This window comes from Flavobacterium frigidum (assembly GCF_048286735.1).
Lineage (GTDB): Bacteria > Bacteroidota > Bacteroidia > Flavobacteriales > Flavobacteriaceae > Flavobacterium.
In genome coordinates, this window is record NZ_JBLVPU010000010.1 from 42,709 (window position 1) to 66,994 (window position 24,286).

Consider the following 24,286-nt stretch of genomic DNA (forward strand, 5'->3'; position numbering starts at 1 on the left):
GACTCTGAAAAGAGTCTTTTTTTTATGAAAAAATTAAAATTCAAAGATGCTAAATTTGGTATATTTGTAACACTAAAAAAAAATAATATGTTTGGCATAGGAGGAGGCGAATTAATTTTTATCATGTTTATAGTGCTTATGCTTTTTGGGTCAGATAAAGTTCCTGAAATAGCACGAACTATGGGGAAAGCTATAGCGCAATTAAAAAATGCTACGAATGACATTAAGAGTGAAATTCAAAAAGGTGCCGAGGCAAATGGATTTGATTCAAATTCATTAAGCGATTTAACGGGAAATATTACTTCGGAAATTAATAAAGCTAAAGAAAATTTATTAGGCGATACTAACCAATTTACTGATATTACTGGAAATATAACTTCTGAAATCAATAAAGCAAAAGTTAACTTACTTGACGACACAAACACGCCAATCGAAACCACTAAAGAAATTATTGAAGAAGTTACAGGACCTATAAAACGTCAGATGTAATGTTAGAAAGAATACTGTCTTTAGATACAAAATTATTTGTTTTTTTGAATGGATTAGGATCTGAAACCTATGATGGACTCTGGTTGTTCATCACCAAACAAAGCAACTGGATTCCACTTTTTTTACTTCTTTTGTATGTTATTTATACAAAATTAGGTGCTAAACAAACTTTGTATTTACTTTTATTCATAGCTGTTTTAGTAACAATCACGGATCAAACTACAAATCTATTCAAAAATGGATTTCAAAGATTGCGTCCTTGTAATAATCCTGAAATTAATTCTTTTATCCGCATTGTTAAAATTAGCCACTCATTCAGTTTTTTCTCTGGACATGCCGCTAATTCAATGGCAGTTGCCACATTTGTGTATTTCAACTTCAAGGACAAAATCAAATTTTTTGGATTTTTGTTCCTTTGGCCGCTAATCTTTGCCTACAGCAGGATTTATCTCGGATTGCACTATCCTGTAGATATACTTACAGGCTATTTGTTTGGATTTACCTTAGGTTTCTTGATGTTCAAAGCTTACAAAATGGCACAAGAAAAGTACTTTCCTATCAAAAATTAAGAGATTGCATGTTGGGTTTTATTTGGAGCTATTTCCGGCTGTACATTACAATCCACGCAAAAAAGCGTGGGATTTTCATTTCCATCCGGGCTAAGTTATAGTTTTCAATAGCGGTTTAGTTTGTAACTACAACACGCGACTCACCGTCAAACCATCGCGAATAGGTAGTAAAACAGTTTCTACTCTAGGATCATTAGCTAACAACTCATTGTATTCCAATAATATTTTGGTACTTAAATCATTGGGTTGTAATTGCTCTAAAACCTTTCCACTCCACAATACATTGTCAGATAATATGATTCCACCTTGATTCATTTTTGGTATAATCAGCTCAAAATAGTTTAGATAATTTTCTTTATCGGCATCAATAAAAACCAAATCAAATTTTAGATCAAGTGTTGGAATTATTTGGACTGCTTCCCCTAAATGTTGAAAAATTTGGGTTCCCCAAGGCGATTTGTCAAAATGCTTGCGCTGAAAATCTACTAATTCTTCTTTGATATCAATCGTATGAAGTGAGCCGTTTTTCTGCATCCCTTCGCACAAGCACAAAGCAGAATAGCCAGTATACGTGCCAATTTCGAGAATGTTTATAGGCCGAATCAATTTTGATAACATACTCAAGACACGTCCCTGAAAATGGCCACTTAACATTCTCGGCAAAAGAATTTTTTGATAGGTTTCTTTATTTAGCGCAGCGAGTAAAGCTGGTTCTTTTTCAGAATGCTGCTCGATATAATTTTCTAGTTCTTGCGAAATGAAATGCATTATTTTAAATTTTTCACAAAATTACAAATAACCAAATTCACAAATAACGAAAACCTCAAAATACTTACTAACTTTGCATCATGGAAATCGAGAAAAAAGACATACGATCCTTATCAAAAGAACAATTACGAGACTTTTTTATTGTTAACGGAGACAAATCTTTTCGTGGGAATCAAGTATACGAATGGTTGTGGAGCAAAGGTGCGCATAGTTTTGAGGACATGACTAATGTTTCCAAGCAAACACGTGTAATGCTGGAAAGTAATTTTGTGATTAACCACATCAAAGTCGATACGATGCAGCGTTCTGAAGATGGTACGGTGAAAAACGCGGTTCGATTGCATGATGGTCTGGTGGTTGAATCGGTTTTGATCCCTACGAATACCAGAACAACTGCCTGTGTTTCCAGTCAAGTAGGCTGTAGTTTAGATTGTAATTTTTGCGCTACAGCGCGATTAAAAAGAATGAGAAATCTGGAGCCAGCAGAAATTTATGACCAAGTAATCGCTATCGACAAAGAAAGTCGTTTATATTACAATCACCCACTTTCAAATATCGTTTTTATGGGAATGGGAGAACCCTTAATGAACTATAATAATGTACTTAAAGCGATTGAAATGATAACATCGCCAGAAGGTTTAGGTATGTCTCCAAAACGGATCATGGTTTCTACATCTGGTGTTCCTAAAATGATTAAAAAATTGGCAGATGACGACGTAAAATTCAAATTGGCAGTCTCTCTGCACTCAGCAATTGATGAAATCCGTTCCAGGATCATGCCGTTTAGCGCCAATTTTCCTTTGGTGGATTTGCGTGAATCTTTAGAATATTGGTATAGAAAAACCAAAAGCAAAATCTCCTACGAATATGTAGTTTGGAAAGATATTAATGATAATAAGGTATCAATTGATGCGCTTGTGAAGTTTTGTAAATACGTTCCTTGCAAAGTAAATTTGATAGAGTATAATCCAATTGATGATGGAGAATTTCAACAAGCTTCTGAGGAAGCAATAAACGCTTATATTAAAGCATTAGAAGCAAGCGGAATTGTGGTCAAAGTAAGGCGAAGTCGAGGTAAAGATATTGATGCTGCTTGTGGGCAATTAGCCAATAAAGAAGCATAAAAAAATGGAGTTCAATTTTGAACTCCATTTTTAGTTTTAGATCTAATCAAAAATTAATTTCCTAAAATTATTGGTTTTGCCGTTCCGCCATCAATTGCTAACATAGCGAGATTATCACATTCGCCGCTGCCATATTCAATAATTGCATAGTGCGAGTCCTTACTTATTTTTAATTTTCCAGATACTGGAAAAGGCATAGGAGCGGTTTGTAAGCTGCAAGCTGTTTTATGGATTAATGCAGTTCCTTTTTCTACTAGCCAAGTGTAATTGGATCCATTTGGATGTGTGGTAGTAAACGAACCGTAAGTAGAAAATATGTCATCAGTAGGAGATGAGCGAGTAGCAAATCCGGCAGTCATTTCTCGTATTCTTTCTCCATTTCTAGTGTAAATCCCCTCGGTTGAAGTCCATGTCATTGCGTTCATGGTAAAAGTGTTTTTTGGATGCAGATCAGTTCCCGTACCAATCATTTCTCTTTTCCAAGTGGATGTTCCCTCTAGTTTATTTTCATTAATATAAAAGTTATTAAAAGTTACAGTCATCATTTTAGGAAAAGTTGTTCCTAATGTACGTGTCAAGATAATTTGCCCTTTTAGTAGATTCCCTCTAAACAAACAAGTCGGTGTGTTTGGATTACCAAAAGTGATCGTTATTTTCCTTACTGTTGACGTAGATCCCAAATCGCTAACGGTTGCACAGGTTGGTAAAATCGAGAAATAACCCGCTTGTAATCTTCCGGCTGAAGTTCCTTCAGTTATTTCATATTGATTGTCTACCAGGACAACAACGTCATCGATGGCGTTATCCATTTTTTGTGAGGCAGCAACGTCATTGGTAGTTACGGCTGCTTCTGCTGCAGCTGGTTCTGCCTCGTTAGTACAACTTGTAAAAGCTAGAAAGCTCAAAGCCATACTGAGTGCTAAAAATTTTGTTTTCATAATAAGGGGTTTTAGGTTAGTGTATTTAGATCCATTTTTGGGTAAAAGGTTTAATAGTTATGTTAAAATAACATATAAAATTACAAAATAAAGGTTAAATAGCAGTGGTATTAGCAATCGTAATTTGTGATTGTTTTAAAGTACAGTAAGATGCTTCTTAAATTAAATACTTACTTATATTTCCTTACAGTTTTTTTGTTTCAAAATTGTATCTTTGAAAGGCAAATGAATGTCACTTCACAAATAAAACAGCCCATTTTTGATGAGATGGAACTTTTTGAAAAAAAGTTCTATGAATCAATGACTTCACAAGTGGCTTTGTTAAATAGAATAACATACTACATCGTAAATCGAAAAGGAAAACAAATGCGTCCCATGTTTGTTTTCTTAACTTCAAAAATGGTTTCATCAGGTATAGTAAATGAACGAACCTATCGTGGTGCGTGCGTAATTGAATTGATTCATACGGCTACATTAGTTCATGATGATGTGGTGGATGATAGCAACCGTCGCAGAGGTTTTTTCTCTATCAATGCACTTTGGAAAAATAAAATTGCCGTTCTGGTTGGTGATTATTTGTTGTCTAAAGGATTATTGCTCTCTATTGATCATGGCGATTTTGATTTACTCCGAATTATTTCTGTCGCTGTTCGCGAAATGAGTGAAGGCGAATTACTCCAAATTGAAAAAGCACGAAGACTCGATATTACAGAAGACGTTTATTACGAAATCATTCGAAAAAAGACTGCTACACTTATTGCTGCTTGTTGTGCACTTGGCGCACAATCTGTCATTGAAGATGTAATTCAGGTAGAAAACATGCGCAAATTTGGCGAACTTATAGGAATGGCTTTTCAGATCAAAGACGATTTATTCGATTATTCAGAAGATGCCATTGGTAAACCAACTGGAATTGACATCAAAGAACAAAAAATGACTCTGCCTCTTATTTATGTTTTGAATACGTGTACTTCAAAAGAGAAAACATGGCTTATCAATTCTATTAAAAACCATAATAAAGATAAAAAACGCGTCAAAGAAGTTATTGCTTTTGTAAAAAACAATAACGGATTGCTTTATGCAGAACAAAAAATGGTGCAATTTCAGCAAGAAGCACTTGTATTGCTGGATAATTATAAAGACTCGGAGTTTAAAGACGCGCTGATTTTGATGGTAAATTATGTCATTGAAAGAAAAAAATAACTTTTTTTAAAATAATTTTCTCTCGTTAACTACCAATTTTATTGACTTGTTGGTTTTTTTAATTTTAAAATCAATTTTTTTATTTTTAACATGCAACCTTTTTGCATTGTCAATCGTCTATACTTATAGAAACACTTTATAAAAATTTTGAAAGTAATCAACTTACATCAGCAAGAGCACGAATTAATTCAGTTGGCTGTCGAAAACAATCGGCATGCGCAGCAGAAAATTTACACGCAATTTGCGCCAAAAATGTTAAGCGTTTGCCGACAATACATAAAAGACATTCATCAGGCCGAAGATATCATGATTACTGCTTTTATGAAAATGTTTACCAATTTGAAAAATTTTCAGCACAAAGGAAGTTTTGAAGGATGGATTAGAAGAATTATGGTAAACGAATGTATTTCCTTTATTCGAGTAGACAAAAAACTGAAATATAGTGAAGAGGAAAACTATGTTGAAGAAAGTTTCAACAATATTGAAAGTCAATTTTCCACAGCAGATATTCAGTTTTTGATAGATAATTTACCCGATGGCTACAAAATGGTGTTTAATTTATATGCGATCGAAGGCTACAAACATCAAGAAATTGCCAGCATGTTAGGGATTACTGAAGGAACCTCTAAGTCGCAATTGTCACATGCTCGAAAAATGTTGCAGGGACAGATTAACAAGTTAAAAAATTACAGCAATGGAACCGAATAAATTAGAGAAACAGTTCAGGAAGCAATTAAATGCTCGGGAAATTCAGCCTTCAGAAATGGCTTGGAATAAACTAGATGCGATGCTTACAGTTGCTGACCCAAGCAATACCGAACAGGCGAAGCAAAAACCAAAAGTTAAATTTCCATGGATGTATGTTGCGGCAAGTTTTGTCGGGTTTGTATTGCTAGGAACAGTGTATTTCAATCAAAATAGCAGTGAAATTATCAATCAAAAAAAGGATGTTGTTATTCAAAATGACGCAGCGCTAAAATCGACTGTAGTTTCTGATACTAATGTAAAACTTCAAACAGAATCGGAAGAAGCCGTCGCAGTCGTATCTAAAACAAATCAGGGAAGTATCAAAAATCCAATTTTAAAACAAAAATCGGATATAGTTAGTTCTAATTCAAATCAAAATCAAGTAGTAGCGGTTTCAATAAAAAATCATTCAAATCGAAAAACGATCATTGTTAATTCCGCTCTAGAAGATAATAATCAGTCAACGAGTATGTCCAAATATGTTTCAGCAGAAAAATTATTAGCAGAAGTTACGAATACAAAATTGGAATCACAAAGTATGGATAAGTCAGCCAATAAAACAACAACAATAATTGCGGTTAGCCCAAACCTTTTACTACAAAATGTAGAAACAGAATTAAATCAATCATTTAGAGAATCAGCTCTTAATAGGTTAAACAAAAATATTAAAACAATAAAAACAGTTTTAGCAAATAGGAATTACGAAGAATAAACAAAAATCAATCATCAATCAAAAAACGAAAATCATGCAAAAAATTATCTTAATCACAACAATTGTGTTGCTTTCTTTAATATGTAAAGTAAACGCTCAAGGAGTAGACGCTATAAAAAACAGTTCGGACTGGCATTATAGAGGTTCAAAAGCAAATAGTTATGAAATGGGATCAGATTCAGGTGCTGAAAAAAACAACCAAACGGTTTACAAAATTAAATCAATTCAAAATAAAATAAATGGTTTTGGAACTATAATGAAAACAATACAACCGGATGCATTTTTAGGAAAAACAGTCAAAATGACTGCGTATGTAAAAAGTGAAAATGTAAAGTCATGGGCTGGTCTTTGGATGCGGGTTGATTATTACAGTGAAGCTGTTTTGGCATTTGATAATATGCATAAAAAGCCAGTGAAAGGAACAACTGAGTGGACAAAATATGAGATTGTTTTATTTGTGCCATTAGAAGCGACATCAATTTCTTATGGCGTTTTGTTAGATGGAACAGGTCAAATTTGGCTTAAAGATGTGGCATTAGAAATAGTTGACGATAGTATTGCTGAAACTGGGCCAAATAAAGGGAGAGATCATAAGATCTTGGCTTTTGAAACACGAGCCAAAGCAATTAGCAATGAGATTAAAACGATAGTCGCGAAAGAAAAAGACGCTTTAAAGGATGACATACAGTTAATAGAAAAGGATCTAGAAAAAGGAATTATTTCTAAAGAACAAGCTGAAGCTCTTAAATTGAAAAAGGCACAAGAGCATGCAACTGCTATTGATACCAAAGTAGCTTTAGAGCAAGAAAAATTGGGGCAATTAGTACAAGATAAAGTAGATGGAAAAGTAGAAGATGCGAAGGATTTACGAAGTAAAGGTAGGACCATTGTGTTAGGAAATAATCCAAATTCTATTGGTTCCAAAACAGAGATTAATGTCACTTCTATGAAAGTTTATAGTGGTCAGGAAGATAAGGAAGAACGCCAATCCAAAAGAACAACTTCTCAACTCGTATTTGCAGCTGGTTTGAATAACGTTGTTACAGATGGTTCTGTTGAAAAATCTGATTTTAGGTATTTAGGTTCGCATTTTTATGAATTGGGTGTAACTTATAAAACTAGAATTTTAGAAAAAAGTAATTTGCTGCATGCTAAATATGGTTTGTCATTAATGTATAATAATTTGCGAGCCACTGATAATAGAAATTTTGTAGTAAATGGAAATCAAACAAATTTAGAGGTAAATGCTTTACAGCAAGAAGATTCTCGATTCAAAAATGTCAATTTGGTATTTCCGGCGCATCTTGAATTTGATTTTACAAAAACACAAGATAGAGATGGGAAAACCTATTATAAAACGCACGACAGTTTCCGTTTTGGAGTAGGAGGATTTGTAGGTGTCAATTTAAAATCGAAGCAATACATCAATTACGATAGTGATTCCTACAAGTCTAGAGTAATAACGAGAGGAGATTTCAATACTAGTAATTTTATATATGGTTTGAGTACATACATTGGTTATAAAGCAACTAGCTTATACTTGAAATATAACTTAAATCCACTGTTCAAAGATAATATTGTGAAACAAAACAATGTTTCTTTAGGAGTACGTTTTGATTTTAATTAGCAATTGTTTTAGTTAGTTTTTTTAGAACCCTTTTAGAGTTTCAAACTCTGAAAGGGTTTATATCTTTAAAAACTTTGTAACTTTGACCTTTTCCAACTATAGCCCATATTAATTTGATTTCAAAAGCCACAATAGATACTGTTTTCGAAACTGCTCGTGTTGAGGAGGTAATAGGTGATTTCGTAAATTTGAAACGTGCAGGAAGCAATTTCAAAGGATTAAGTCCGTTTTCTGAGGAGCGTTCACCATCGTTTATGGTGTCTCCTGCTAAAGGAATTTGGAAAGATTTTAGTTCTGGAAAAGGTGGGAATTCGGTAGCTTTTTTGATGGAACATGAAAAATTCACGTATCCGGAAGCCATTCGGTATTTAGCCAAAAAGTATAATATCGAAATCGAAGAAACACAGCAAACAGATGAAGAAAAAGCCAATACTGATGTTCGGGAAAGTATGTATTTGGTCTCTGAATTTGCAAAAACCTATTTCCATAATACACTTTTAAACTCGGAAGAAGGGAAAGCGATTGGATACTCTTATTTCAAAGAAAGAGGTTTTACCAATGATACCATAAAGAAATTTGGATTGGGTTATTCTCCTGAAGCTTGGGATGCTTTTACCAAGGAAGCATTAGGTAAAGGCTATAAATTAGAATTTCTGGAAAGTACAGGACTCACAATTCCTAGAGAAGACAGACCTTTTGATAGGTTTAAAGGGCGTGTGATGTTCCCTATACAAAGTATGTCTGGAAGAGTACTTGGTTTTGGCGGTAGGATTCTAACCAATGATAAAAAAGCAGCCAAATACCTCAATTCACCAGAGAGCGAATTGTATCATAAAAGTAAGGTGTTGTATGGTATTTTTCAGGCCAAACAGGCCATCGCAAAATTAAACAATTGCTATTTAGTCGAAGGGTATACAGATGTAATTCAGTTCAACCAATCTGGAATTGAAAATGTTGTCGCTTCCTCAGGGACAGCTTTGACGCCAGACCAAATTCGTTTAATAAATAGATTGACAAAAAACATTACCGTTCTTTTTGACGGTGATGCAGCCGGTTTACGTGCTTCCATTCGAGGAATCGATTTAATTCTGGAAGAAGGAATGAACGTTAAAGTTTGTACGTTTCCTGACGGAGAAGATCCAGACAGTTTTGCCAAAAAAACATCTTATGAGGATTTAGTGTTGTATCTAGAAAACAATGCCAAGGATTTCATTCAATTCAAAGCATCGCTTTTAATGAATGAAGCCAAGAATGATCCCATAAAAAAAGCCGATTTGATTCGGGATATGGTTGTTAGTATTTCTAAAATTCCAGATCGTATTCAACGCGAAATTTACATTCAGGAATGTTCCCGAATCATGGATATTTCAGAGCAAGTGCTTGTGAGTACTTTAGCGCAATTGATTCAGAAAGATAGTGTTGAGGTTGCAAAAAAACAAAAAAATCCAGATGCTTCGGGTCAAAAACCATTTGAAGTTGTAAAAAATGAGAATCCTATTGATGTCGAAAAAGTAGACATACTGTATCGTTTGGAACGAAAAATCATAGAAATTTTATTGTTGTATGGCAATAAGAATGAAGAGTTTGAAGATGTTTTTTTGAGAACAAACGCCGAAGGTGAAATTGAAACTGTTGTTGAAAAACGGGAATATAAAGTGTACCAAAGAATCTATTTAAGTTTGCAGGAAGATGAGGTAGAATTAGCAAATCCCTTATTTCGAGATATATTTAATAACTTGATTAATTACTACCATCAAAATGAATCGTTTAGTTTAGAGCAATATCTTATGCATTTACAAGTAGAATTTGCGCAAGAAGTTACAGATATTTTAATGGAAGACGAACGTGTTATTTTGCACAATTGGGAGGGACAAAATATTTTTCCAAAATCTAAAAATGATACGATCAGTCAAAATGTATCGGAGACCATTTTAACACTAAGATGGTATTTGGTAGGTAAAATAATTGAGGAATTAAAAAGCTCTCTATCATCTGAAGGTAATTCAGATAATACAGAGCCTTTATCAATGGTGATGGACTATAATTTATTGATCCATTCTTTTTCAAAAAAATTAGGGAGAGTTATGTCGCGGTACTAAACGATCTCTAAAGTTTTCGCTTTATTTACTAAATCTACCAAGTTGGTAACATTTAGTTTGGTTAGTAATCGTAATTTATACGTACTAATTGTTTTTTCGTTTAGTTTCAGAATATCAGCTATTTCATGATTTTTCTTTCCGTCACTTAAATAACGCAAAACTTCTACTTCACGGTTAGAAAGCTTTCGATACAAACGTTCGCTCTTGCTTTGTTTGGCGATTAGAGCAAGATTTTTCTTTACGGTTTCATTCATAATTATCTTTCCTTGGTGGACTTTGATAATAGAAATACCTAAAGTTTCTAGTTTCTCTTTTTTGTGGATGAATCCTGAAACACCAGCTTTAATAGCATTTGGAGCATAAATTTGTTCGGAAAGACCACTAAAAATGATAATTTTAGTTTTTGGAAAATTTTTCAAGAGTGCTTTGACCTCAAAAATACTGGAAAGACCTTCCAGTTCCAAATCGATAACTAAGACATCGATCTCTTTAGTTAAAAGTATATCCCGTACCATCAAAAAATTACCAACATTGGCAACTATTGATATTTCAGCATTATCTTTAAAATAAGATTTTGCTCCAAAATGCACAACAGGATAATTATCGGCTATACATACTTTAATCATGATTTTAAATTTTTAGAATTAATTGTAATTGGAATTGTAAAATTAATAAATAAATTCTGTAATTAATTGTAAATCAATATAAAATGTGATTTTTTTATCATTTTGTCACAAAACAAACGGGAATTGTGTTCATTTTATGTCTATTTGCATTGTTCAATCGCTTGTAAATTTCAAATACATCTTTATCTCTTCCTGAAAAAGAAGCTGCAGTTTGTCCTGCTTCATCTTGAGTCATTGCCCATTCCAGTTCGTTATATGTCGCTCCTAGTTGATCTTCATCTGTTCTGTCGTCACCAAATAAACCATCAGTTGGTGATGCAGTCAAGATAGATTCTGGAACTTTTAAATAACTTCCTAAAAGAAAGACTTCTGACTTCATTAAATCGGCAATTGGACTTAAATCTACTCCGCCATCACCATATTTAGTATAAAACCCTACTCCAAAGTCTTCGACTTTGTTTCCAGTTCCAGCGACTAGCAGGCCATGAATTCCCGCAAAATAATACAAAGTAGTCATGCGCAATCGTGCACGTGTATTAGCAAGTGCTAAATTAAGTTTGGCTGTATCTTCAATTTCTGGAACTACAGTTGTAAAGGTGTCAAAAACGGAGCTTAGATCAGCTTCGATACTACTAACATTAGGAAATCTATTTTTTAATTGTTGTATATGCTCACGTCCCCGGGTTACATGACTTTGTGCTTGGTGTATGGGCATTTCTACACATAATACTTGCAGTCCTGTTTGTGCACACAATGTTGAGGTAACAGCAGAATCTACTCCTCCCGAAATCCCAATCACAAAACCGTTTACTTTTGCATTTTCTGCGTAAGTTTTCAACCAGTTTACAATATGATCATTCGCTTTTTCAATCTGTAATGTACTTTTTTTAGTCATAATAATTACGTTTTAAAAATCAGGAATGTATATTTGCAAAAGCAATTTGTTGGAACTTGGTGACCTTACACTCTTGAGACACAAATTTAAAAAATATATATGAAAAAATATCTGTTTCTTGTAGTCATTTTTCTCTTTGTTTTATCCTGCGATAAAAAAAGTAAAGTTGAAAATGAAGTCACAGCCATTCCCTTGGATTTAAATGTAACCCGATTCGATAAAATATTTTTTGAAACCCAACCAGAGGATTTAGTAAAAGTAAAAAAGGAATTCCCTTATTTTTTTCCTGATGGAATAGAGGATAGTGTGTGGTTGAGTAAAATGCAAGATCCTTTATGGAGGGAGTTGTATGTTGAAGTTCAAAAGAAGTATGGCAATTTCGATTCTGTTAAAAAAGAAGTTGAAACACTTTTTAAACACATTAAATATTATTTTCCAAAAACAAAAACCCCAAAAGTAATAACTATAATCTCTGAAATGGATTATAAAAGTAAGGCCATTTATGCGGATAGTTTAGTTGTTATTTCACTAGAATTGTATTTGGGAAAAAATCATAAATTTTATCAGTTTCCAAATTATTTAAAACAAAATTTTGAGCAAAGACAAATCGCTCCAGATATTGTTTCCAGTTTTGCGGGACTTAAAATTCCCACAGTTGTTGAGAAAGATCTATTGAGTCAAATGATTTATCATGGTAAGCAATTGTATCTCAAAGACTTGCTTTTGCCAGACTATACAGATGCTGAAAAAATGGGGTATTCTCCAAAACAAATTGCTTGGTGTCAAGAGAATGAAAGTTATATGTGGCGTTATTTTATAGAAAAAGAAATGTTGTACAGCAACGATCAGAAGTTGATTGCCAGGTTTATAAATCCTGCTCCTTTTTCTAAATTTTATTTGGAAATTGATAATGAATCACCGGGTCAGGTAGGTGCTTGGATTGGGTGGCAAATGGTACGTTCGTTTGTGCAAAATAATGATATGCCATTAGAAAACCTAATGAAAACCAATGCCAAAGAAATATTTATAAAATCAAAATACAAACCTAAAAAGTAATGTCAAATAAAAATACATCAGAAATTAAGTTTCTAATTGAATTAGACGAAAACCGTGTTCCAGAAAAATTAATGTGGTCTGCAAAAGATGGCGGAGTAGAGCAAGAAGAGGCCAAAGCAATTATGTTGTCTATCTGGGACAGCAAGGTAAAAGAGAGCATGCGCATTGATTTATGGACGAAGGATATGCCAGTTGACGAAATGAAAATATTTTTTCACCAAACTTTGGTGGCCATGTCTGAAACTTTCAAACGTGCGACAGATGACGAAAAAATGGCTGACACCATGAAAGATTTCTGCGATTATTTTGCTGAAAAATTGGAGTTGACCAAATAAAGCGGACTTGCAACTAAAAAAAATCCCCAAAACTGATTGATGTTTTGGGGATTTTTTTTAGTATAAAATGGAGTTTTTTAAAACTGACTATTATTCTTAAAAACCTCTTGATTTACTTCGTCAATATAACTCAATAATTCTTCTTTTCCAGTAGATTCAGTTGCTGACGTTACAAAGTAATGCGGCATTTCGGCCCAATTGTTGGCAAACATTTGTTTTTTATACGCAGCAATATGAGAATCAATTTTTACTTTACTTATTTTGTCCGCTTTGGTGAAAACGATACAAAAAGGAATTTCACTTTCGCCCATATACGACATGAATTCAATGTCAATCGTTTGAGCTTCATGACGGATATCGATCAAAACAAAAGCACAAACCAATTGCTCTCTTGTTTCAAAATAATCAGTAATAAATTCTTGAAAAATTGATTTGGTTTTTTTAGAAACTTTAGCGTAACCATAACCAGGTAAATCGACTAAGAACCAATTGCTGTTTATTAAAAAATGATTGATTAATTGAGTTTTTCCCGGTCTTCCTGAGGTTTTAGCTAACTTTTTATGGTTGGTTAACATGTTGATCAAGGAAGATTTACCAACATTTGATCGACCAATAAAAGCGTATTCTGGCATAAAGTCCTTAGGACACTTCGTTACATCAGAGTTGCTGATAACAAATTCGGCAGTATTAATTTTCATTTCTTCAAGGTGTAAAATTATCCTATTTCTAGAGCTAGTGTAGGGATAAGTGTGTATGAGTTAACCAGTCTTCTAGCAAACGATTGAATTCTTCAGGATGCTCCATCATTGCGGCATGGCCACATTTATCGATCCAATATAAGGTAGAATTAGGTAATAATTTATTGAATTCTTCTGCAACATCAGGTGGTGTAACTTTATCGTTCTTTCCCCAAATAATACAGGTTTGCACATGCATTTTTGGTAAATCTTTTGCCATATTATGACGAATGGCACTTTTGGCAATTGTTAGTGTTTTTATCAATTTTATTCGATCATTTACAGATTCGTATACTTCATCAATAAGTTCTTTAGTAGCTACTTTTGGATCATAAAATACATCTTCAGCTTTCTTCTTGATGTATTCATAATCACCTCTTTTTGGGTAACTGTCGCCCATGGCACTTTCGTATAGCCCTGAGCTTCCTGTAATAACTAAGCCCGCTACTTTTTCTGGATACATCTTAGTATGGTACAAAGCAATGTGTCCGCCTAATGAATTTCCTAGTAATATAACTCTGTCTAAACCCTTAAATGTGATAAAATCTTTAACATATTTTGCAAAACTTTTCACATTCGTTTTTAAAATGTTTTGCGTGTATATTGGCAAATCGGGAATGATTATTTTATATCCTTTTGTAGAGAAGTAATTGGCAACCGCATCAAAGTTGCTAAGTCCGCCCATTAGCCCGTGTAAAATGACAATTGGTGTTCCTTCGCCAGCTTCGTAATAGCTATATCTTCCTTCTGTTTTGTAGTGTTTGTCCATTTTTTTTGAATGCGGATTTTCAATTTTGACAAATATAGGATTTAATATATAAAAAAGAATTTTTACAACAATTTTTAATTACAAAATATACTGATTCATATAAAAAATCAAATGGTTTTATTTTCATATTTGAGTTCTTCTTTTGGATTTTCCGACATTTATTCATAGCTTTTTTAATCTATAATTTGTTATGTTGTAGTGTCTTTTTTTTATATAATTATCATTCTCACAAAGAAATAAAATCGAGCTAATGATCTGATTGTCCAAAAATTAGGGGTTTTTTATCAAAAGTGGTTAAACTTATCAACAAAGTGGTAGATAGTGGTAAATAGTGGTAATATTTTTTATATTTTTGCTCTACATCATTTAATACTTTTTGTGTGGATGCAATAATTGGAACATATGAATGTAAAGTCGATGCTAAAGGAAGGTTGCTGTTACCAGCTCCTTTAAAAAAGCAGTTGGCTACGTCACTTCAAAACGGTTTTGTTTTGAAGCGTTCCGTTTTTCAGCCATGTCTAGAGTTGTATCCTATGAAAGAGTGGGATTTGATGATGCAAAAAATCAATAAACTGAATCGGTTCGTGAAGAAAAACAATGACTTTATCCGCAGGTTTACCGCAGGAGTTAAAGTGGTTGAGATTGATGCTTTAGGCAGATTATTGGTGCCGAAAGATTTAGTGATTTTTGCGAGTATTGCTAAAGAGGTCGTGTTTTCATCGGCAGTGAATATTATTGAAATTTGGGATAAAGATTTATACGAAAAATCAATAGACGGCGAGGATGTTGATTTTGCAGATTTAGCAGAGGAAGTAATGGGAAATATAAATGACGACGACAATGGAATATCATAATCCAGTTTTGCTACTGGCATCGGTAGATGGTTTAAATATTAAGCCAGACGGCATTTATGTAGATGTAACTTTTGGTGGCGGAGGACATTCAAAAGAAATTCTGAAAAGACTCGGGCCAAACGGAAAGCTATTTGCTTTCGATCAGGATGAAGACGCTTTGGCGAATGCCTTGCCTGATGAAAGATTTACACTTATCAATGAGAATTTCCGTTTTATAAAACGGTTTTTGCGTTTTTATGGGGTGAAAAGTGTAGATGGTATCTTGGCAGATTTAGGAGTTTCATCGCATCAATTCGATGTACCCGAAAGAGGTTTTTCTACTCGCTTTGATGCGGAGTTGGATATGAGAATGAGTCAGAAAAATGATTTCAATGCCTATCGAGTAGTCAATGAATATGATGATGTTAATTTAAAAAGAGTGTTCTTGGATTATGGTGAATTGAAAAATGCACCTGCTTTGGCAAGAACAATTATAGAGGCGAGAGAGGAACAACCGATCAAAACCACAGATGAATTGAAAGAGGTTTTAGCGAGATATTTACCAGAAAGAGTTCGGAATAAAATATTGGCACAAATTTATCAAGCGATCCGTATTGAAGTAAATCAAGAAATGGATGTGTTGAAAGAGTTTGTTGAGCAATCCTTAGAAGTATTGAATCCAGGTGGCAGGTTAAGTGTAATATCCTACCATTCACTAGAAGATCGATTGGTGAAAAGATTCATGAAAAACGGAATGTTTGAAGGAGAGCCTGAACGTGATTTTTTTGGTAATTTTTCAGTGCCATTTAAAACGGTTGGAAAATTGATTGTCCCAGATAATGCTGAGATCAAAGAGAACAATAGAGCAAGAAGTGCCAAATTAAGAATTGCTGAGAAGATATAATTTGTTACATAAATGAAAAACGGAGTATACAGCCTTTTAAAAGCACGGTTTCTAGTTAACGACAATGCGCTAAAAAACTGGCGTTTTATTGTATTTATTATCATGTTGGCTATAATTATGATTGCAAATACGCAGCGATTTGAGCAAAAAAGTATTGAAATAGTGGAGCTTTCTAATCAGGTTAAAGAACTGCGATCAGAGTTTGTTGATAAACGTTCTGAACTAATGAAATTAAAAATGGAGTCTACTGTTTCTCAAAAAATGATAGAAAAAGAAATTTTTCCATCAACAGTTCCTCCTGTTAAGATAAAAGTTAAAAAAGAAGAAGAGAAAAGCTTTTTCAAAAAATTATGGCAGTAGAAGATAAATACATATCGTACAGAATTTATCTGGTTGCATGCGCTATCTTTTTGATGGCTATTGCGATTGCTGTAAAATTGACCAATATCCAGTGGGTTGAGGGCGATTATTACAGAAAATTAGCCAAGGAAAGAACGGTTAAGAATTTTGTGATTCCCGCCAATAAAGGAAATATATATTCTGCTGATGGCAGTCTTTTGGCTACTTCTATTCCTAATTATGAAATACGTTTTGATGCGGTCGCTCCAAAAGCAGAGACATTCGAAAAAAATGTCAAGTCGCTATCAGATTCATTAGCAACTGTTTTAGGGAAATCTTCTAATTTCTTTGAAAACGAACTGCGAAAAGCGAGAGCCAATAAAAATCGATATTATTTGATTGCTCGCAAATTGAGTTATACCCAATATTTTAAAATTAAAGGTTTTCCATTATTTAAATTAGGAGCCTATAAAGGTGGAATTATCATTCAACAAGAAACGGTAAGAGAGCATCCAATTGGAAAAATTGCAGAACGCACTGTGGGTTACGAGCGAACTTCAAAAGGACAATCGTATGATGGAAAAGGTATTGAGTGGGCTTTTCGAAACTATTTAAATGGTAAAGACGGTAAAATATTAAAACAAAAAATAGCAAAAGGACAGTGGAAACCCATTCGCGATGTTAATGAAATTGATCCTCAAGATGGGTATGATGTTATATCTACAATTGATGTTTATATTCAGGATATTGCACATCATGCACTACTAAAACAGTTAGAATTGTATGAAGCGGATCATGGTTGCGTGGTGGTTATGGAGACTAAAACGGGTCATGTAAAAGCAATTTCGAATTTAGGAAGAGCAAATGATGGTACATATTATGAAACCACAAATTATGCAGTAGCTGAATCGCATGAGCCAGGTTCTACTTATAAATTGGCGGATCTAATGGCGCTCTTTGAAGATAGAAAAGCAGATACAAGCTCCGTTTTCGACAGTAAAGGTGGAGAAATAACGTATTTCGGACGCAAGGTAAGGGACTCGCATGAAGGTGGATATGGTAAAATCTCGTTAGGGCGTGGTTTTGAAGTGTCTTCGAATACCGTTTTGGTGCAAGCCGTGTACAATGCGTACAAAAACGAACCTTCAACTTTTGTTAATCACCTTAATAATTTTGGATTAAACAAACCACTCGGACTTTCTATTAAAGGAGAGGGAAGACCCTATATTCCGCAGCCAAGTGATAAGCACTGGTCAAAAATTTCGCTTCCTTGGATGGCTTTTGGTTATGGAGTTTCGATTACACCTATGCAAACGTTGGCTTTTTATAATGCGGTGGCAAATAATGGCGAAATGGTTAAGCCGCAGTTTGTTTCTGAAATAAAAGAATGGAATAAAACGATCAAAAAATATGAAAAGGAAGTCTTGAATCCTAGAGTTTGCTCTCCCGAGACTATTTTAAAGTTAAAAGCGGTTTTAGCCAACGTAGTAAAAAAAGGAACGGCTTCGAAACTATATTCTAAGGATTTTTCTATGGCCGGAAAAACAGGAACAGCGGCGGTGAATTACGGAAAAGCTGGTGGAGTTGGAAAATATTACGCCTCTTCTTTTGTGGGTTACTTTCCTGCTGAAGAACCTAAATATTCGTGTATAGTTGTTGTGCATAAACCAAGTACAGCGCTCAATAACTATTATGGTGCAGATGTTGCGGGTCCGGTTTTCAAGAGAATTGCACAAAAAATATTTACCGATGCGCCTTCAACAAATGAAATTAAAAATTTGAATAAAAAGATTGCAAAACAAGAAGATAATTATGAATCCTACTATAGCAAATCTCAGAAAAAGCAAAGGTTTGTCCCCAATCTTAAAGGAATGTCAGGAATGGATGCCGTGGCTTTATTAGGCAATTTAGGTTTAAAAGTGAAAGTGATTGGAGTTGGAAAAGTTAAAAAACAATCGGTGCAAGCAGGGCAGAATTTAGATAAAAATGCAACGATTTTATTGGAGTTATCATGAGTACATTAAAAGACATATTATACAAAGTAGCTATCGAAGCGGTGCAAGGTTCGACAGATGTAGCAGTTAACAAAATGAATTTTGATTCTAGAAAAATCGAATCAAATGATGTTTTTGTGGCTATCCGTGGAACAATTAGCGATGGTCATGACTTTATAGAAAAAGCAATCTTGCAAGGTGCAGTTGCCGTTATATGCGACACATTTCCAGAAAATATTGCTAAAGGAGTTACCTATGTTCAGGTAAGAGATACGAATTCAGCCTTGGCATTTATGGCTGCCAATTATTATGGTGATCCATCACAAAACTTAAAATTAGTTGGAATTACAGGAACAAATGGTAAAACGACTATCGCTTCTTTATTATATCAGTTATTTAAAAAAGCTGGTTTTAAAGTAGGATTACTGTCTACCGTGAAAATAATGGTAGATACTGTTGAATATAAAGCGACGCACACAACTCCAGATTCAATTACGATAAATCAGTATTTGAATGAAATGGTAGAAAACGGAGTTGAATACTGTTTTATGGAAGTGAGTTCTCATGGAATTCACCAAAAAAGAACGGAAGCATTGCATTTTGTTGGCGGTATTTTTACCAATTTGTCTCACGATCATTTAGATTATCACCCCACGTTTGCAGAATATAGAGATGTAAAAAAATCGTTTTTCGATAATTTGCCGAAAACGGCCTTTACATTATCTAATATTGATGATAAAAATGGGCAAGTGATGTTGCAGAATACAGTGGCAAAAAAATTGACTTATGCCTTAAAATCGTATGCGGATTATAAAGCACAAATTCTTGAAAATCAATTGTCAGGTTTATTGTTGAAAATAAACGGAAATGAAGTTTGGGTGAAGCTGATAGGAACATTTAATGCGTATAATTTATTAGCAATTTATGGTGCTGCGGTTGAACTTGGAATGGATAGTTTGGAAGTACTTCGATTGTTATCCGATTTAGAAAGTGTTTCAGGACGTTTTCAATTTATTGTTTCTGCTTCAAATATTACAGCGATTGTGGATTATGCACATACACCGGATGCCTTAGAAAATGTACTCAAAACAATTAATGACATTCGTACAAAAAACGAACAATTAATTTCGGTTGTGGGTTGTGGAGGAAATAGAGATAAAACGAAGCGGCCAATTATGGCTGGCATAGCATCTGATTTGAGTGATAAAGCAATCTTCACATCCGATAATCCAAGAAATGAAGACCCAGAAGCGATTATTGCCGAAATGGAATTAGGCGTTGCCCCTCAGAATTATAAAAAAATGTTGACCATAACGGATAGAAAACAAGCCATAAAAACTGCGGTTCAATTGGCTCAGCCCAATGATATTATATTAATTGCGGGTAAAGGCCATGAAACGTATCAAGAAATTAATGGCGTTCGTCATCATTTTGATGATATGGAAACTGTAAGGGGAATTTTAGAGCAAATAGGAAAATAAAAAATAAATAGACAATTGAGATATTTATTTAAAAATAGTCAATTATCAATTTAAGAAGTAACAAATAATAAATCAACAATTAACCAAATAAACCAAGATATATGCTATACTATTTATTTGAATATTTAGACAAAATATTAGATGTTCCTGGAACAGGTGTTTTCCAGTACATTACTTTTAGATCAGCATTAGCATTGCTTTTTTCTTTGTTGTTGTCTACAATTTACGGTAAAAGAATTATTCGTTTTTTGCAAAGACAGCAAGTGGGTGAAACCGTTCGAGAACTTGGTTTAGCCGGTCAAAATGAAAAAGCGGGTACACCAACAATGGGAGGATTGATTATCATATTTGCGACTTTGGTACCTGTTCTTCTTTTCGCAAAATTACACAACATTTATATTGTCTTGCTCATTGTAACAACACTATGGATGGGGACAATTGGTTTTATAGATGATTATATTAAAATTTTCAAGAAAGATAAAGCCGGTCTAAAAGGAATATTCAAAGTGGTAGGACAAGTCGGTCTGGGTATAATTGTAGGTACCGTTCTTTATTTTAGTCCAAGTGTTACCGTACGTACAGATACATCTACTTCAGATATTTTTAAAGTAACAACTGAAACCGTTATTCAGCCTGCGCTAACCGAGGAGAAATCTACGGCCACTACCATACCATTCTTTAAAAATAATGAATTTGATTATGCTGAATTATTAGCGTGGACTGGCGAAGGATATGAAAAATGGGCTTGGTTGATTTTTATTCCAGTTGTTATTTTTATTATTACTGCGGTATCTAATGGCGCCAATTTAACAGATGGTATTGATGGATTGGCTGCAGGAACTTCGGCGGTATCAGTGTTGGCGCTGGGAATTTTTACGTTCGTTTCTGGAAATATAATTTTTTCTAATTATTTGAATATTATGTATATCCCTAATTCTGGGGAAATGACAGTTTTTATAGCCGCTTTTGTGGGATCATTGATTGGATTCCTTTGGTACAATTCCTATCCAGCATCGGTTTTTATGGGTGATACAGGAAGTTTGACTATTGGTGGAATTATAGCTGTTTTGGCAATTGCTGTCCGAAAAGAAATGTTGATTCCTTTATTGTGTGGGATTTTTCTAGTCGAAAATTTATCTGTGGTATTACAAGTAAGTTACTTCAAATACACCAAGAAACGCTTTGGCGAAGGCCGAAGAATATTTCTAATGTCGCCTTTGCATCATCATTATCAGAAAAAAGGCTATCACGAAAGCAAAATTGTTACCCGTTTTTGGATTGTTGCGATTATGCTGGCCATTTTATCAATTGTTACTTTAAAATTAAGATAACATGAGACTAGTAATCTTGGGTGGAGGAGAAAGTGGCGTGGGAACTGCTATTTTGGGTAAGAAAAAAGGATACGAAGTTTTTGTGTCTGATTTCGGAAAGATAAAAGGAAATTATAAAGAGGTTCTTATTATTAATGGAATAGCTTGGGAAGAGGAAAAGCATACTGAGGATTTGATTTTGAATGCAGATGTGGTTATGAAAAGCCCCGGAATTCCTGACAAATCTCCTATTGTGAAAAAACTCCACGATAAAGGAATTACTGTTGTATCTGAAATTGAGTTTGCAGCGCCTTTTACGGATGCAACCATAATAGGAATTACGGGAAGTAATGGGAAGACAACAACGACCATGTTGACCTATCATGTGTTAAAATCTGCTGGATTAAATGTTGGGTTGGGAGGAAATATAGGAAAGAGTTTTGCCTGGCAAATTGCAGATAATAAATATGATTTTTATGTGCTGGAACTAAGTAGTTTTCAACTTGATGGAGTTGTGAATTTTAAGCCACATATTGCTATTATTACCAATATTAGTCCGGACCACCTTGATCGATACGATTACAAATATGAAAATTACATTGATGCAAAGTTTAGAATAACGATGAATCAAAACGAGGAAGATTACCTTATTTATGATGCCGATGATGAGGCCATTGCAGAATGGTTCAAAACACATACAACAAAAGCCAAATTAATTCCTTTTTCATTGACAAAAACATTCAGTGAAGGAGCTTATATAAAAAATAACAAAATGGAAATTTCAATCAATCAAGAAGAATTTACAATGGACACCGAATACATTGCCTTAGAAGGGAAACACAATATGAAAAACGCAATGGCAGCAACCTCTGTGGCAAAATTGATGCAGATTAGAAAATCTACAATACGTGAAAGTTTATCTAATTTTCAGGGTGTAGAGCACCGTCTTGAAAAAGTATTGAAAATTCAAAACATACAATACATCAACGATTCTAAAGCAACAAATGTAAACGCTACTTTTTTTGCATTAGACAGTATGAACACACCTACGGTTTGGATTGTAGGAGGTGTTGATAAAGGAAATGATTACAACGAATTGATGTCATTGGTTCGTGAGAAAGTGAAAGCTATTATTTGCCTTGGTGTGGATAATAAAAAGATCATCGATGTATTTGGTAATGTAGTAGACATGATGATTGAGGTTGATAATATGAGCGATGCTGTACAAATGGCACAACGATTATCAGAAAAAGGAGACACCGTATTATTGTCACCGGCTTGTGCTAGTTTCGATTTATTCGAAAGCTATGAAGACAGAGGAAAACAATTTAAACAAGCGGTTAAAAATTTATAGAAAAGTTTAAAGTTTAAAGTTTAAGGTTGAGCAACTTTAAACTTTAAACAAAATGAAACTTTAAACAAATAAAAAATGAAACAACTAGTCAGCAACTTAAAAGGAGATAAAGGGATTTGGTCATTTGTGGCCTTATTGGCCTTGTTTTCCTTTATGCCTGTTTTTAGCGCTAGTAGTAACCTGGCTTATATTGGTCAAGGAACCGGAAATACATTAGGTTATTTGGTGAAACACATCGTGCATATTTGTATTGGTTTTACCATTATTTTCATGGTGCATAAAGTGCCTTATCACTATTTTAAAGCTATTTCTAAAGGAGCACTTTATATTGTATGGATTTTATTGGCCTACACCTTAATTAAAGGAACCGTAATTGCTGGTGCCAACGCCAGTCGTTGGATTCAAGTTCCATTTATAGGAGTTACATTTCAAACTTCTACATTGGCTGCAATGGTGTTATTTATTTTTGTTGCACGCTATTTATCTAAGACGAGAACAGTTCCGATTACTTTTAAGTCCTCCATTTGGGAGCTCTGGTTGCCTGTATTCATTACGTTACTATTTATTCTTCCCGCAAATTTCTCCACAACGGCATTAATTTTTTCAATGGTTTTGATGTTGGTTTTTATTGGGAAATATCCGTTGCGGTATATTGGAATTGTTGTAGGATCTGGTATTGTATTTCTCACGTTTTTTATTTTGATTGCCAAAGCGTTTCCAGATGCTTTCCCCAATCGTGTAGATACATGGATTAGCCGTATTGACAATTTTACGAGCGATAAACCCGATGAAGATGATTATCAAATAGAGAAGGCTAAAATCGCAATTGCTTCGGGTAAAATATATGGGTTAGGTCCAGGTAAAAGTGTTCAAAAAAACTTTTTACCACAATCTTCTTCTGATTTTATTTTTGCCATCATCGTTGAAGAATATGGACTTGTTGGCGGTTTAGGAGTATTGGCGTTGTATTTATTATTGTTGTTTCGATTTGTAATTGCATCGCATAAAGCTAATTCCCTGTTTGGAAAGCTAGTAGTCGTAGGATTGGGTTTTCCTATGATATTTCAAGCCATGGTAAATATGGCAGTTGCAGTAGAATTGTTACCTGTTACAGGACAGACATTGCCTTTAATCAGTAGTGGAGGAAGCTCTATATGGATGACTTGTTTTGCACTTGGAATTATCATTAGTGTCACGAAAAAAGATGAAGAAATTGTACAAGAATTAAAAGACGCAGCCAAAAGAGAAGAAGCGCTTCAAAAATTAATTGATCGGGCTATGGAGGATGAAGTGGAAGAAGTTACAGTAGGTAACTATTCGATCGAAGATAAAGCTACTAATCCAATGCAAGTGGTTTTAAATAAATAAGTTGTTTAG

General features: G+C 34.1%; 24 protein-coding genes. 18 read left to right on the plus strand and 6 right to left on the minus strand.

The window, feature by feature from the left end:
- The first annotated feature begins 87 nt into the window (after positions 1-87).
- Entirely contained in the window at positions 88-489 is a 402-nt protein-coding gene (locus tag ACNQGO_RS07675) for a Sec-independent protein translocase subunit TatA/TatB (protein ID WP_417984943.1), read from the plus strand.
- On the plus strand, positions 489-1,058 hold the full coding sequence (locus ACNQGO_RS07680; RefSeq protein ID WP_417948287.1) for a phosphatase PAP2 family protein: 570 nt from the start codon (positions 489-491) through the stop codon (positions 1,056-1,058). The genes ACNQGO_RS07675 and ACNQGO_RS07680 overlap by 1 nt, the downstream gene beginning before the upstream one ends.
- 126 nt (positions 1,059-1,184) lie before the next feature.
- On the opposite strand, the gene ACNQGO_RS07685 is transcribed toward ACNQGO_RS07680, so the two are convergent.
- Positions 1,185-1,826, minus strand: coding sequence for an O-methyltransferase (locus tag ACNQGO_RS07685; RefSeq protein WP_417984894.1), 642 nt, complete (start codon positions 1,824-1,826; stop codon positions 1,185-1,187).
- An 80-nt stretch (positions 1,827-1,906) separates the two neighbouring features.
- On the opposite strand from ACNQGO_RS07685, the gene rlmN reads away from it, so the two are divergent.
- Positions 1,907-2,950 (plus strand): dual-specificity RNA methyltransferase RlmN, encoded by a 1,044-nt coding sequence (gene rlmN / locus ACNQGO_RS07690; protein WP_417984895.1) that lies wholly within the window; start codon positions 1,907-1,909, stop codon positions 2,948-2,950.
- A 53-nt stretch (positions 2,951-3,003) separates the two neighbouring features.
- On the opposite strand, the gene ACNQGO_RS07695 is transcribed toward rlmN, so the two are convergent.
- Entirely contained in the window at positions 3,004-3,888 is an 885-nt protein-coding gene (locus tag ACNQGO_RS07695) for a hypothetical protein (protein ID WP_417984896.1), read from the minus strand.
- Between the two features lie 225 nt (positions 3,889-4,113).
- On the opposite strand from ACNQGO_RS07695, the gene ACNQGO_RS07700 reads away from it, so the two are divergent.
- From ACNQGO_RS07700 to dnaG, 5 genes are all read left to right on the plus strand, one after another.
- On the plus strand, positions 4,114-5,091 hold the full coding sequence (locus tag ACNQGO_RS07700) for a polyprenyl synthetase family protein (protein ID WP_417984897.1): 978 nt from the start codon (positions 4,114-4,116) through the stop codon (positions 5,089-5,091).
- 147 nt (positions 5,092-5,238) lie between these two features.
- Positions 5,239-5,799 carry an RNA polymerase sigma factor gene (locus ACNQGO_RS07705; protein WP_417984898.1) on the plus strand — a complete coding sequence of 187 codons (561 nt, stop codon included), beginning with the start codon at positions 5,239-5,241 and terminating at the stop codon, positions 5,797-5,799.
- Positions 5,786-6,550, plus strand: a complete 765-nt coding sequence (locus ACNQGO_RS07710; RefSeq protein ID WP_417984899.1) for a hypothetical protein — start codon at positions 5,786-5,788, stop codon at positions 6,548-6,550. The genes ACNQGO_RS07705 and ACNQGO_RS07710 overlap by 14 nt, the downstream gene beginning before the upstream one ends.
- Positions 6,551-6,584: 34 nt before the next feature.
- On the plus strand, positions 6,585-8,177 hold the full coding sequence (locus ACNQGO_RS07715; RefSeq protein WP_417984900.1) for a hypothetical protein: 1,593 nt from the start codon (positions 6,585-6,587) through the stop codon (positions 8,175-8,177).
- 113 nt (positions 8,178-8,290) lie between these two features.
- The gene (dnaG, locus tag ACNQGO_RS07720) at positions 8,291-10,276 is read left to right on the plus strand and encodes a DNA primase (protein WP_417984901.1); all 1,986 of its coding nucleotides are present in this window, start codon (positions 8,291-8,293) and stop codon (positions 10,274-10,276) included.
- On the opposite strand, the gene ACNQGO_RS07725 is transcribed toward dnaG, so the two are convergent.
- Both ACNQGO_RS07725 and nadE read right to left on the minus strand, forming a co-directional pair.
- Entirely contained in the window at positions 10,273-10,902 is a 630-nt protein-coding gene (locus ACNQGO_RS07725; RefSeq protein ID WP_309758036.1) for a LuxR C-terminal-related transcriptional regulator, read from the minus strand. The genes dnaG and ACNQGO_RS07725 overlap by 4 nt on opposite strands.
- 97 nt (positions 10,903-10,999) lie before the next feature.
- The gene (gene nadE / locus ACNQGO_RS07730) at positions 11,000-11,797 is read right to left on the minus strand and encodes an NAD(+) synthase (RefSeq protein WP_417984902.1); all 798 of its coding nucleotides are present in this window, start codon (positions 11,795-11,797) and stop codon (positions 11,000-11,002) included.
- Positions 11,798-11,896: 99 nt separating this feature from the next.
- Between nadE and gldB the strand changes: the two genes are divergently transcribed.
- Together gldB and gldC are read left to right on the plus strand one after the other, a co-directional pair.
- Complete coding sequence (gene gldB / locus ACNQGO_RS07735; RefSeq protein WP_417984903.1) at positions 11,897-12,853, plus strand: gliding motility lipoprotein GldB; 957 nt, start codon at positions 11,897-11,899, stop codon at positions 12,851-12,853.
- Complete coding sequence (gldC, locus tag ACNQGO_RS07740) at positions 12,853-13,188, plus strand: gliding motility protein GldC (RefSeq protein WP_417943556.1); 336 nt, start codon at positions 12,853-12,855, stop codon at positions 13,186-13,188. The genes gldB and gldC overlap by 1 nt, the downstream gene beginning before the upstream one ends.
- 77 nt (positions 13,189-13,265) lie before the next feature.
- Here the strand turns inward: gldC and yihA are convergent, their stop codons facing one another.
- Positions 13,266-13,886 (minus strand): ribosome biogenesis GTP-binding protein YihA/YsxC, encoded by a 621-nt coding sequence (gene yihA, locus ACNQGO_RS07745; protein ID WP_417969958.1) that lies wholly within the window; start codon positions 13,884-13,886, stop codon positions 13,266-13,268.
- A gap of 34 nt (positions 13,887-13,920) precedes the next feature.
- Positions 13,921-14,694 (minus strand): alpha/beta fold hydrolase, encoded by a 774-nt coding sequence (locus tag ACNQGO_RS07750; RefSeq protein WP_309760388.1) that lies wholly within the window; start codon positions 14,692-14,694, stop codon positions 13,921-13,923.
- A 380-nt stretch (positions 14,695-15,074) separates the two neighbouring features.
- Here ACNQGO_RS07750 and mraZ point away from each other — a divergent pair, with 380 nt between their 5' ends.
- From mraZ to ACNQGO_RS07790, 8 genes are all read left to right on the plus strand, one after another.
- Positions 15,075-15,548, plus strand: a complete 474-nt coding sequence (gene mraZ / locus ACNQGO_RS07755) for a division/cell wall cluster transcriptional repressor MraZ (RefSeq protein ID WP_417969960.1) — start codon at positions 15,075-15,077, stop codon at positions 15,546-15,548.
- On the plus strand, positions 15,523-16,431 hold the full coding sequence (rsmH, locus tag ACNQGO_RS07760) for a 16S rRNA (cytosine(1402)-N(4))-methyltransferase RsmH (protein ID WP_417984904.1): 909 nt from the start codon (positions 15,523-15,525) through the stop codon (positions 16,429-16,431). Before mraZ ends, rsmH begins: the two co-directional genes overlap by 26 nt.
- A gap of 12 nt (positions 16,432-16,443) precedes the next feature.
- Positions 16,444-16,791 carry an FtsL-like putative cell division protein gene (locus ACNQGO_RS07765; RefSeq protein ID WP_417984905.1) on the plus strand — a complete coding sequence of 116 codons (348 nt, stop codon included), beginning with the start codon at positions 16,444-16,446 and terminating at the stop codon, positions 16,789-16,791.
- Entirely contained in the window at positions 16,782-18,785 is a 2,004-nt protein-coding gene (locus tag ACNQGO_RS07770) for a penicillin-binding protein (RefSeq protein WP_417984906.1), read from the plus strand. The genes ACNQGO_RS07765 and ACNQGO_RS07770 overlap by 10 nt, the downstream gene beginning before the upstream one ends.
- Complete coding sequence (locus tag ACNQGO_RS07775) at positions 18,782-20,245, plus strand: UDP-N-acetylmuramoyl-L-alanyl-D-glutamate--2,6-diaminopimelate ligase (RefSeq protein ID WP_417984907.1); 1,464 nt, start codon at positions 18,782-18,784, stop codon at positions 20,243-20,245. Before ACNQGO_RS07770 ends, ACNQGO_RS07775 begins: the two co-directional genes overlap by 4 nt.
- A 101-nt stretch (positions 20,246-20,346) precedes the next feature.
- A complete protein-coding gene (mraY, locus tag ACNQGO_RS07780) occupies positions 20,347-21,576 on the plus strand; it encodes a phospho-N-acetylmuramoyl-pentapeptide-transferase (RefSeq protein WP_417943565.1) in 1,230 nt (409 codons plus the stop codon).
- 1 nt (position 21,577) lies between these two features.
- Positions 21,578-22,909 (plus strand): UDP-N-acetylmuramoyl-L-alanine--D-glutamate ligase, encoded by a 1,332-nt coding sequence (gene murD, locus ACNQGO_RS07785; RefSeq protein WP_417984908.1) that lies wholly within the window; start codon positions 21,578-21,580, stop codon positions 22,907-22,909.
- 75 nt (positions 22,910-22,984) lie between these two features.
- Positions 22,985-24,277, plus strand: a complete 1,293-nt coding sequence (locus tag ACNQGO_RS07790) for an FtsW/RodA/SpoVE family cell cycle protein (protein WP_417984909.1) — start codon at positions 22,985-22,987, stop codon at positions 24,275-24,277.
- Positions 24,278-24,286: the final 9 nt, after the last annotated feature.

Excerpts from the sequence above, each read along its gene's own strand:
- ACNQGO_RS07675 (WP_417984943.1), top strand. The coding sequence starts at position 88 with ATGTTTGGCATAGGAGGAGGCGAATTAATTTTTATCATGTTTATAGTG.
- ACNQGO_RS07680 (WP_417948287.1), top strand. The coding sequence starts at position 489 with ATGTTAGAAAGAATACTGTCTTTAGATACAAAATTATTTGTTTTTTTG.
- ACNQGO_RS07685 (WP_417984894.1), bottom strand. The coding sequence starts at position 1,826 with ATGCATTTCATTTCGCAAGAACTAGAAAATTATATCGAGCAGCATTCT.
- rlmN (WP_417984895.1), top strand. The coding sequence starts at position 1,907 with ATGGAAATCGAGAAAAAAGACATACGATCCTTATCAAAAGAACAATTA.
- ACNQGO_RS07695 (WP_417984896.1), bottom strand. The coding sequence starts at position 3,888 with ATGAAAACAAAATTTTTAGCACTCAGTATGGCTTTGAGCTTTCTAGCT.
- ACNQGO_RS07700 (WP_417984897.1), top strand. The coding sequence starts at position 4,114 with ATGAATGTCACTTCACAAATAAAACAGCCCATTTTTGATGAGATGGAA.
- ACNQGO_RS07710 (WP_417984899.1), top strand. The coding sequence starts at position 5,786 with ATGGAACCGAATAAATTAGAGAAACAGTTCAGGAAGCAATTAAATGCT.
- ACNQGO_RS07715 (WP_417984900.1), top strand. The coding sequence starts at position 6,585 with ATGCAAAAAATTATCTTAATCACAACAATTGTGTTGCTTTCTTTAATA.
- ACNQGO_RS07725 (WP_309758036.1), bottom strand. The coding sequence starts at position 10,902 with ATGATTAAAGTATGTATAGCCGATAATTATCCTGTTGTGCATTTTGGA.
- nadE (WP_417984902.1), bottom strand. The coding sequence starts at position 11,797 with ATGACTAAAAAAAGTACATTACAGATTGAAAAAGCGAATGATCATATT.
- gldB (WP_417984903.1), top strand. The coding sequence starts at position 11,897 with ATGAAAAAATATCTGTTTCTTGTAGTCATTTTTCTCTTTGTTTTATCC.
- gldC (WP_417943556.1), top strand. The coding sequence starts at position 12,853 with ATGTCAAATAAAAATACATCAGAAATTAAGTTTCTAATTGAATTAGAC.
- yihA (WP_417969958.1), bottom strand. The coding sequence starts at position 13,886 with ATGAAAATTAATACTGCCGAATTTGTTATCAGCAACTCTGATGTAACG.
- ACNQGO_RS07750 (WP_309760388.1), bottom strand. The coding sequence starts at position 14,694 with ATGGACAAACACTACAAAACAGAAGGAAGATATAGCTATTACGAAGCT.
- rsmH (WP_417984904.1), top strand. The coding sequence starts at position 15,523 with ATGACGACGACAATGGAATATCATAATCCAGTTTTGCTACTGGCATCG.
- ACNQGO_RS07765 (WP_417984905.1), top strand. The coding sequence starts at position 16,444 with ATGAAAAACGGAGTATACAGCCTTTTAAAAGCACGGTTTCTAGTTAAC.
- ACNQGO_RS07770 (WP_417984906.1), top strand. The coding sequence starts at position 16,782 with ATGGCAGTAGAAGATAAATACATATCGTACAGAATTTATCTGGTTGCA.
- ACNQGO_RS07775 (WP_417984907.1), top strand. The coding sequence starts at position 18,782 with ATGAGTACATTAAAAGACATATTATACAAAGTAGCTATCGAAGCGGTG.
- mraY (WP_417943565.1), top strand. The coding sequence starts at position 20,347 with ATGCTATACTATTTATTTGAATATTTAGACAAAATATTAGATGTTCCT.
- murD (WP_417984908.1), top strand. The coding sequence starts at position 21,578 with ATGAGACTAGTAATCTTGGGTGGAGGAGAAAGTGGCGTGGGAACTGCT.
- ACNQGO_RS07790 (WP_417984909.1), top strand. The coding sequence starts at position 22,985 with ATGAAACAACTAGTCAGCAACTTAAAAGGAGATAAAGGGATTTGGTCA.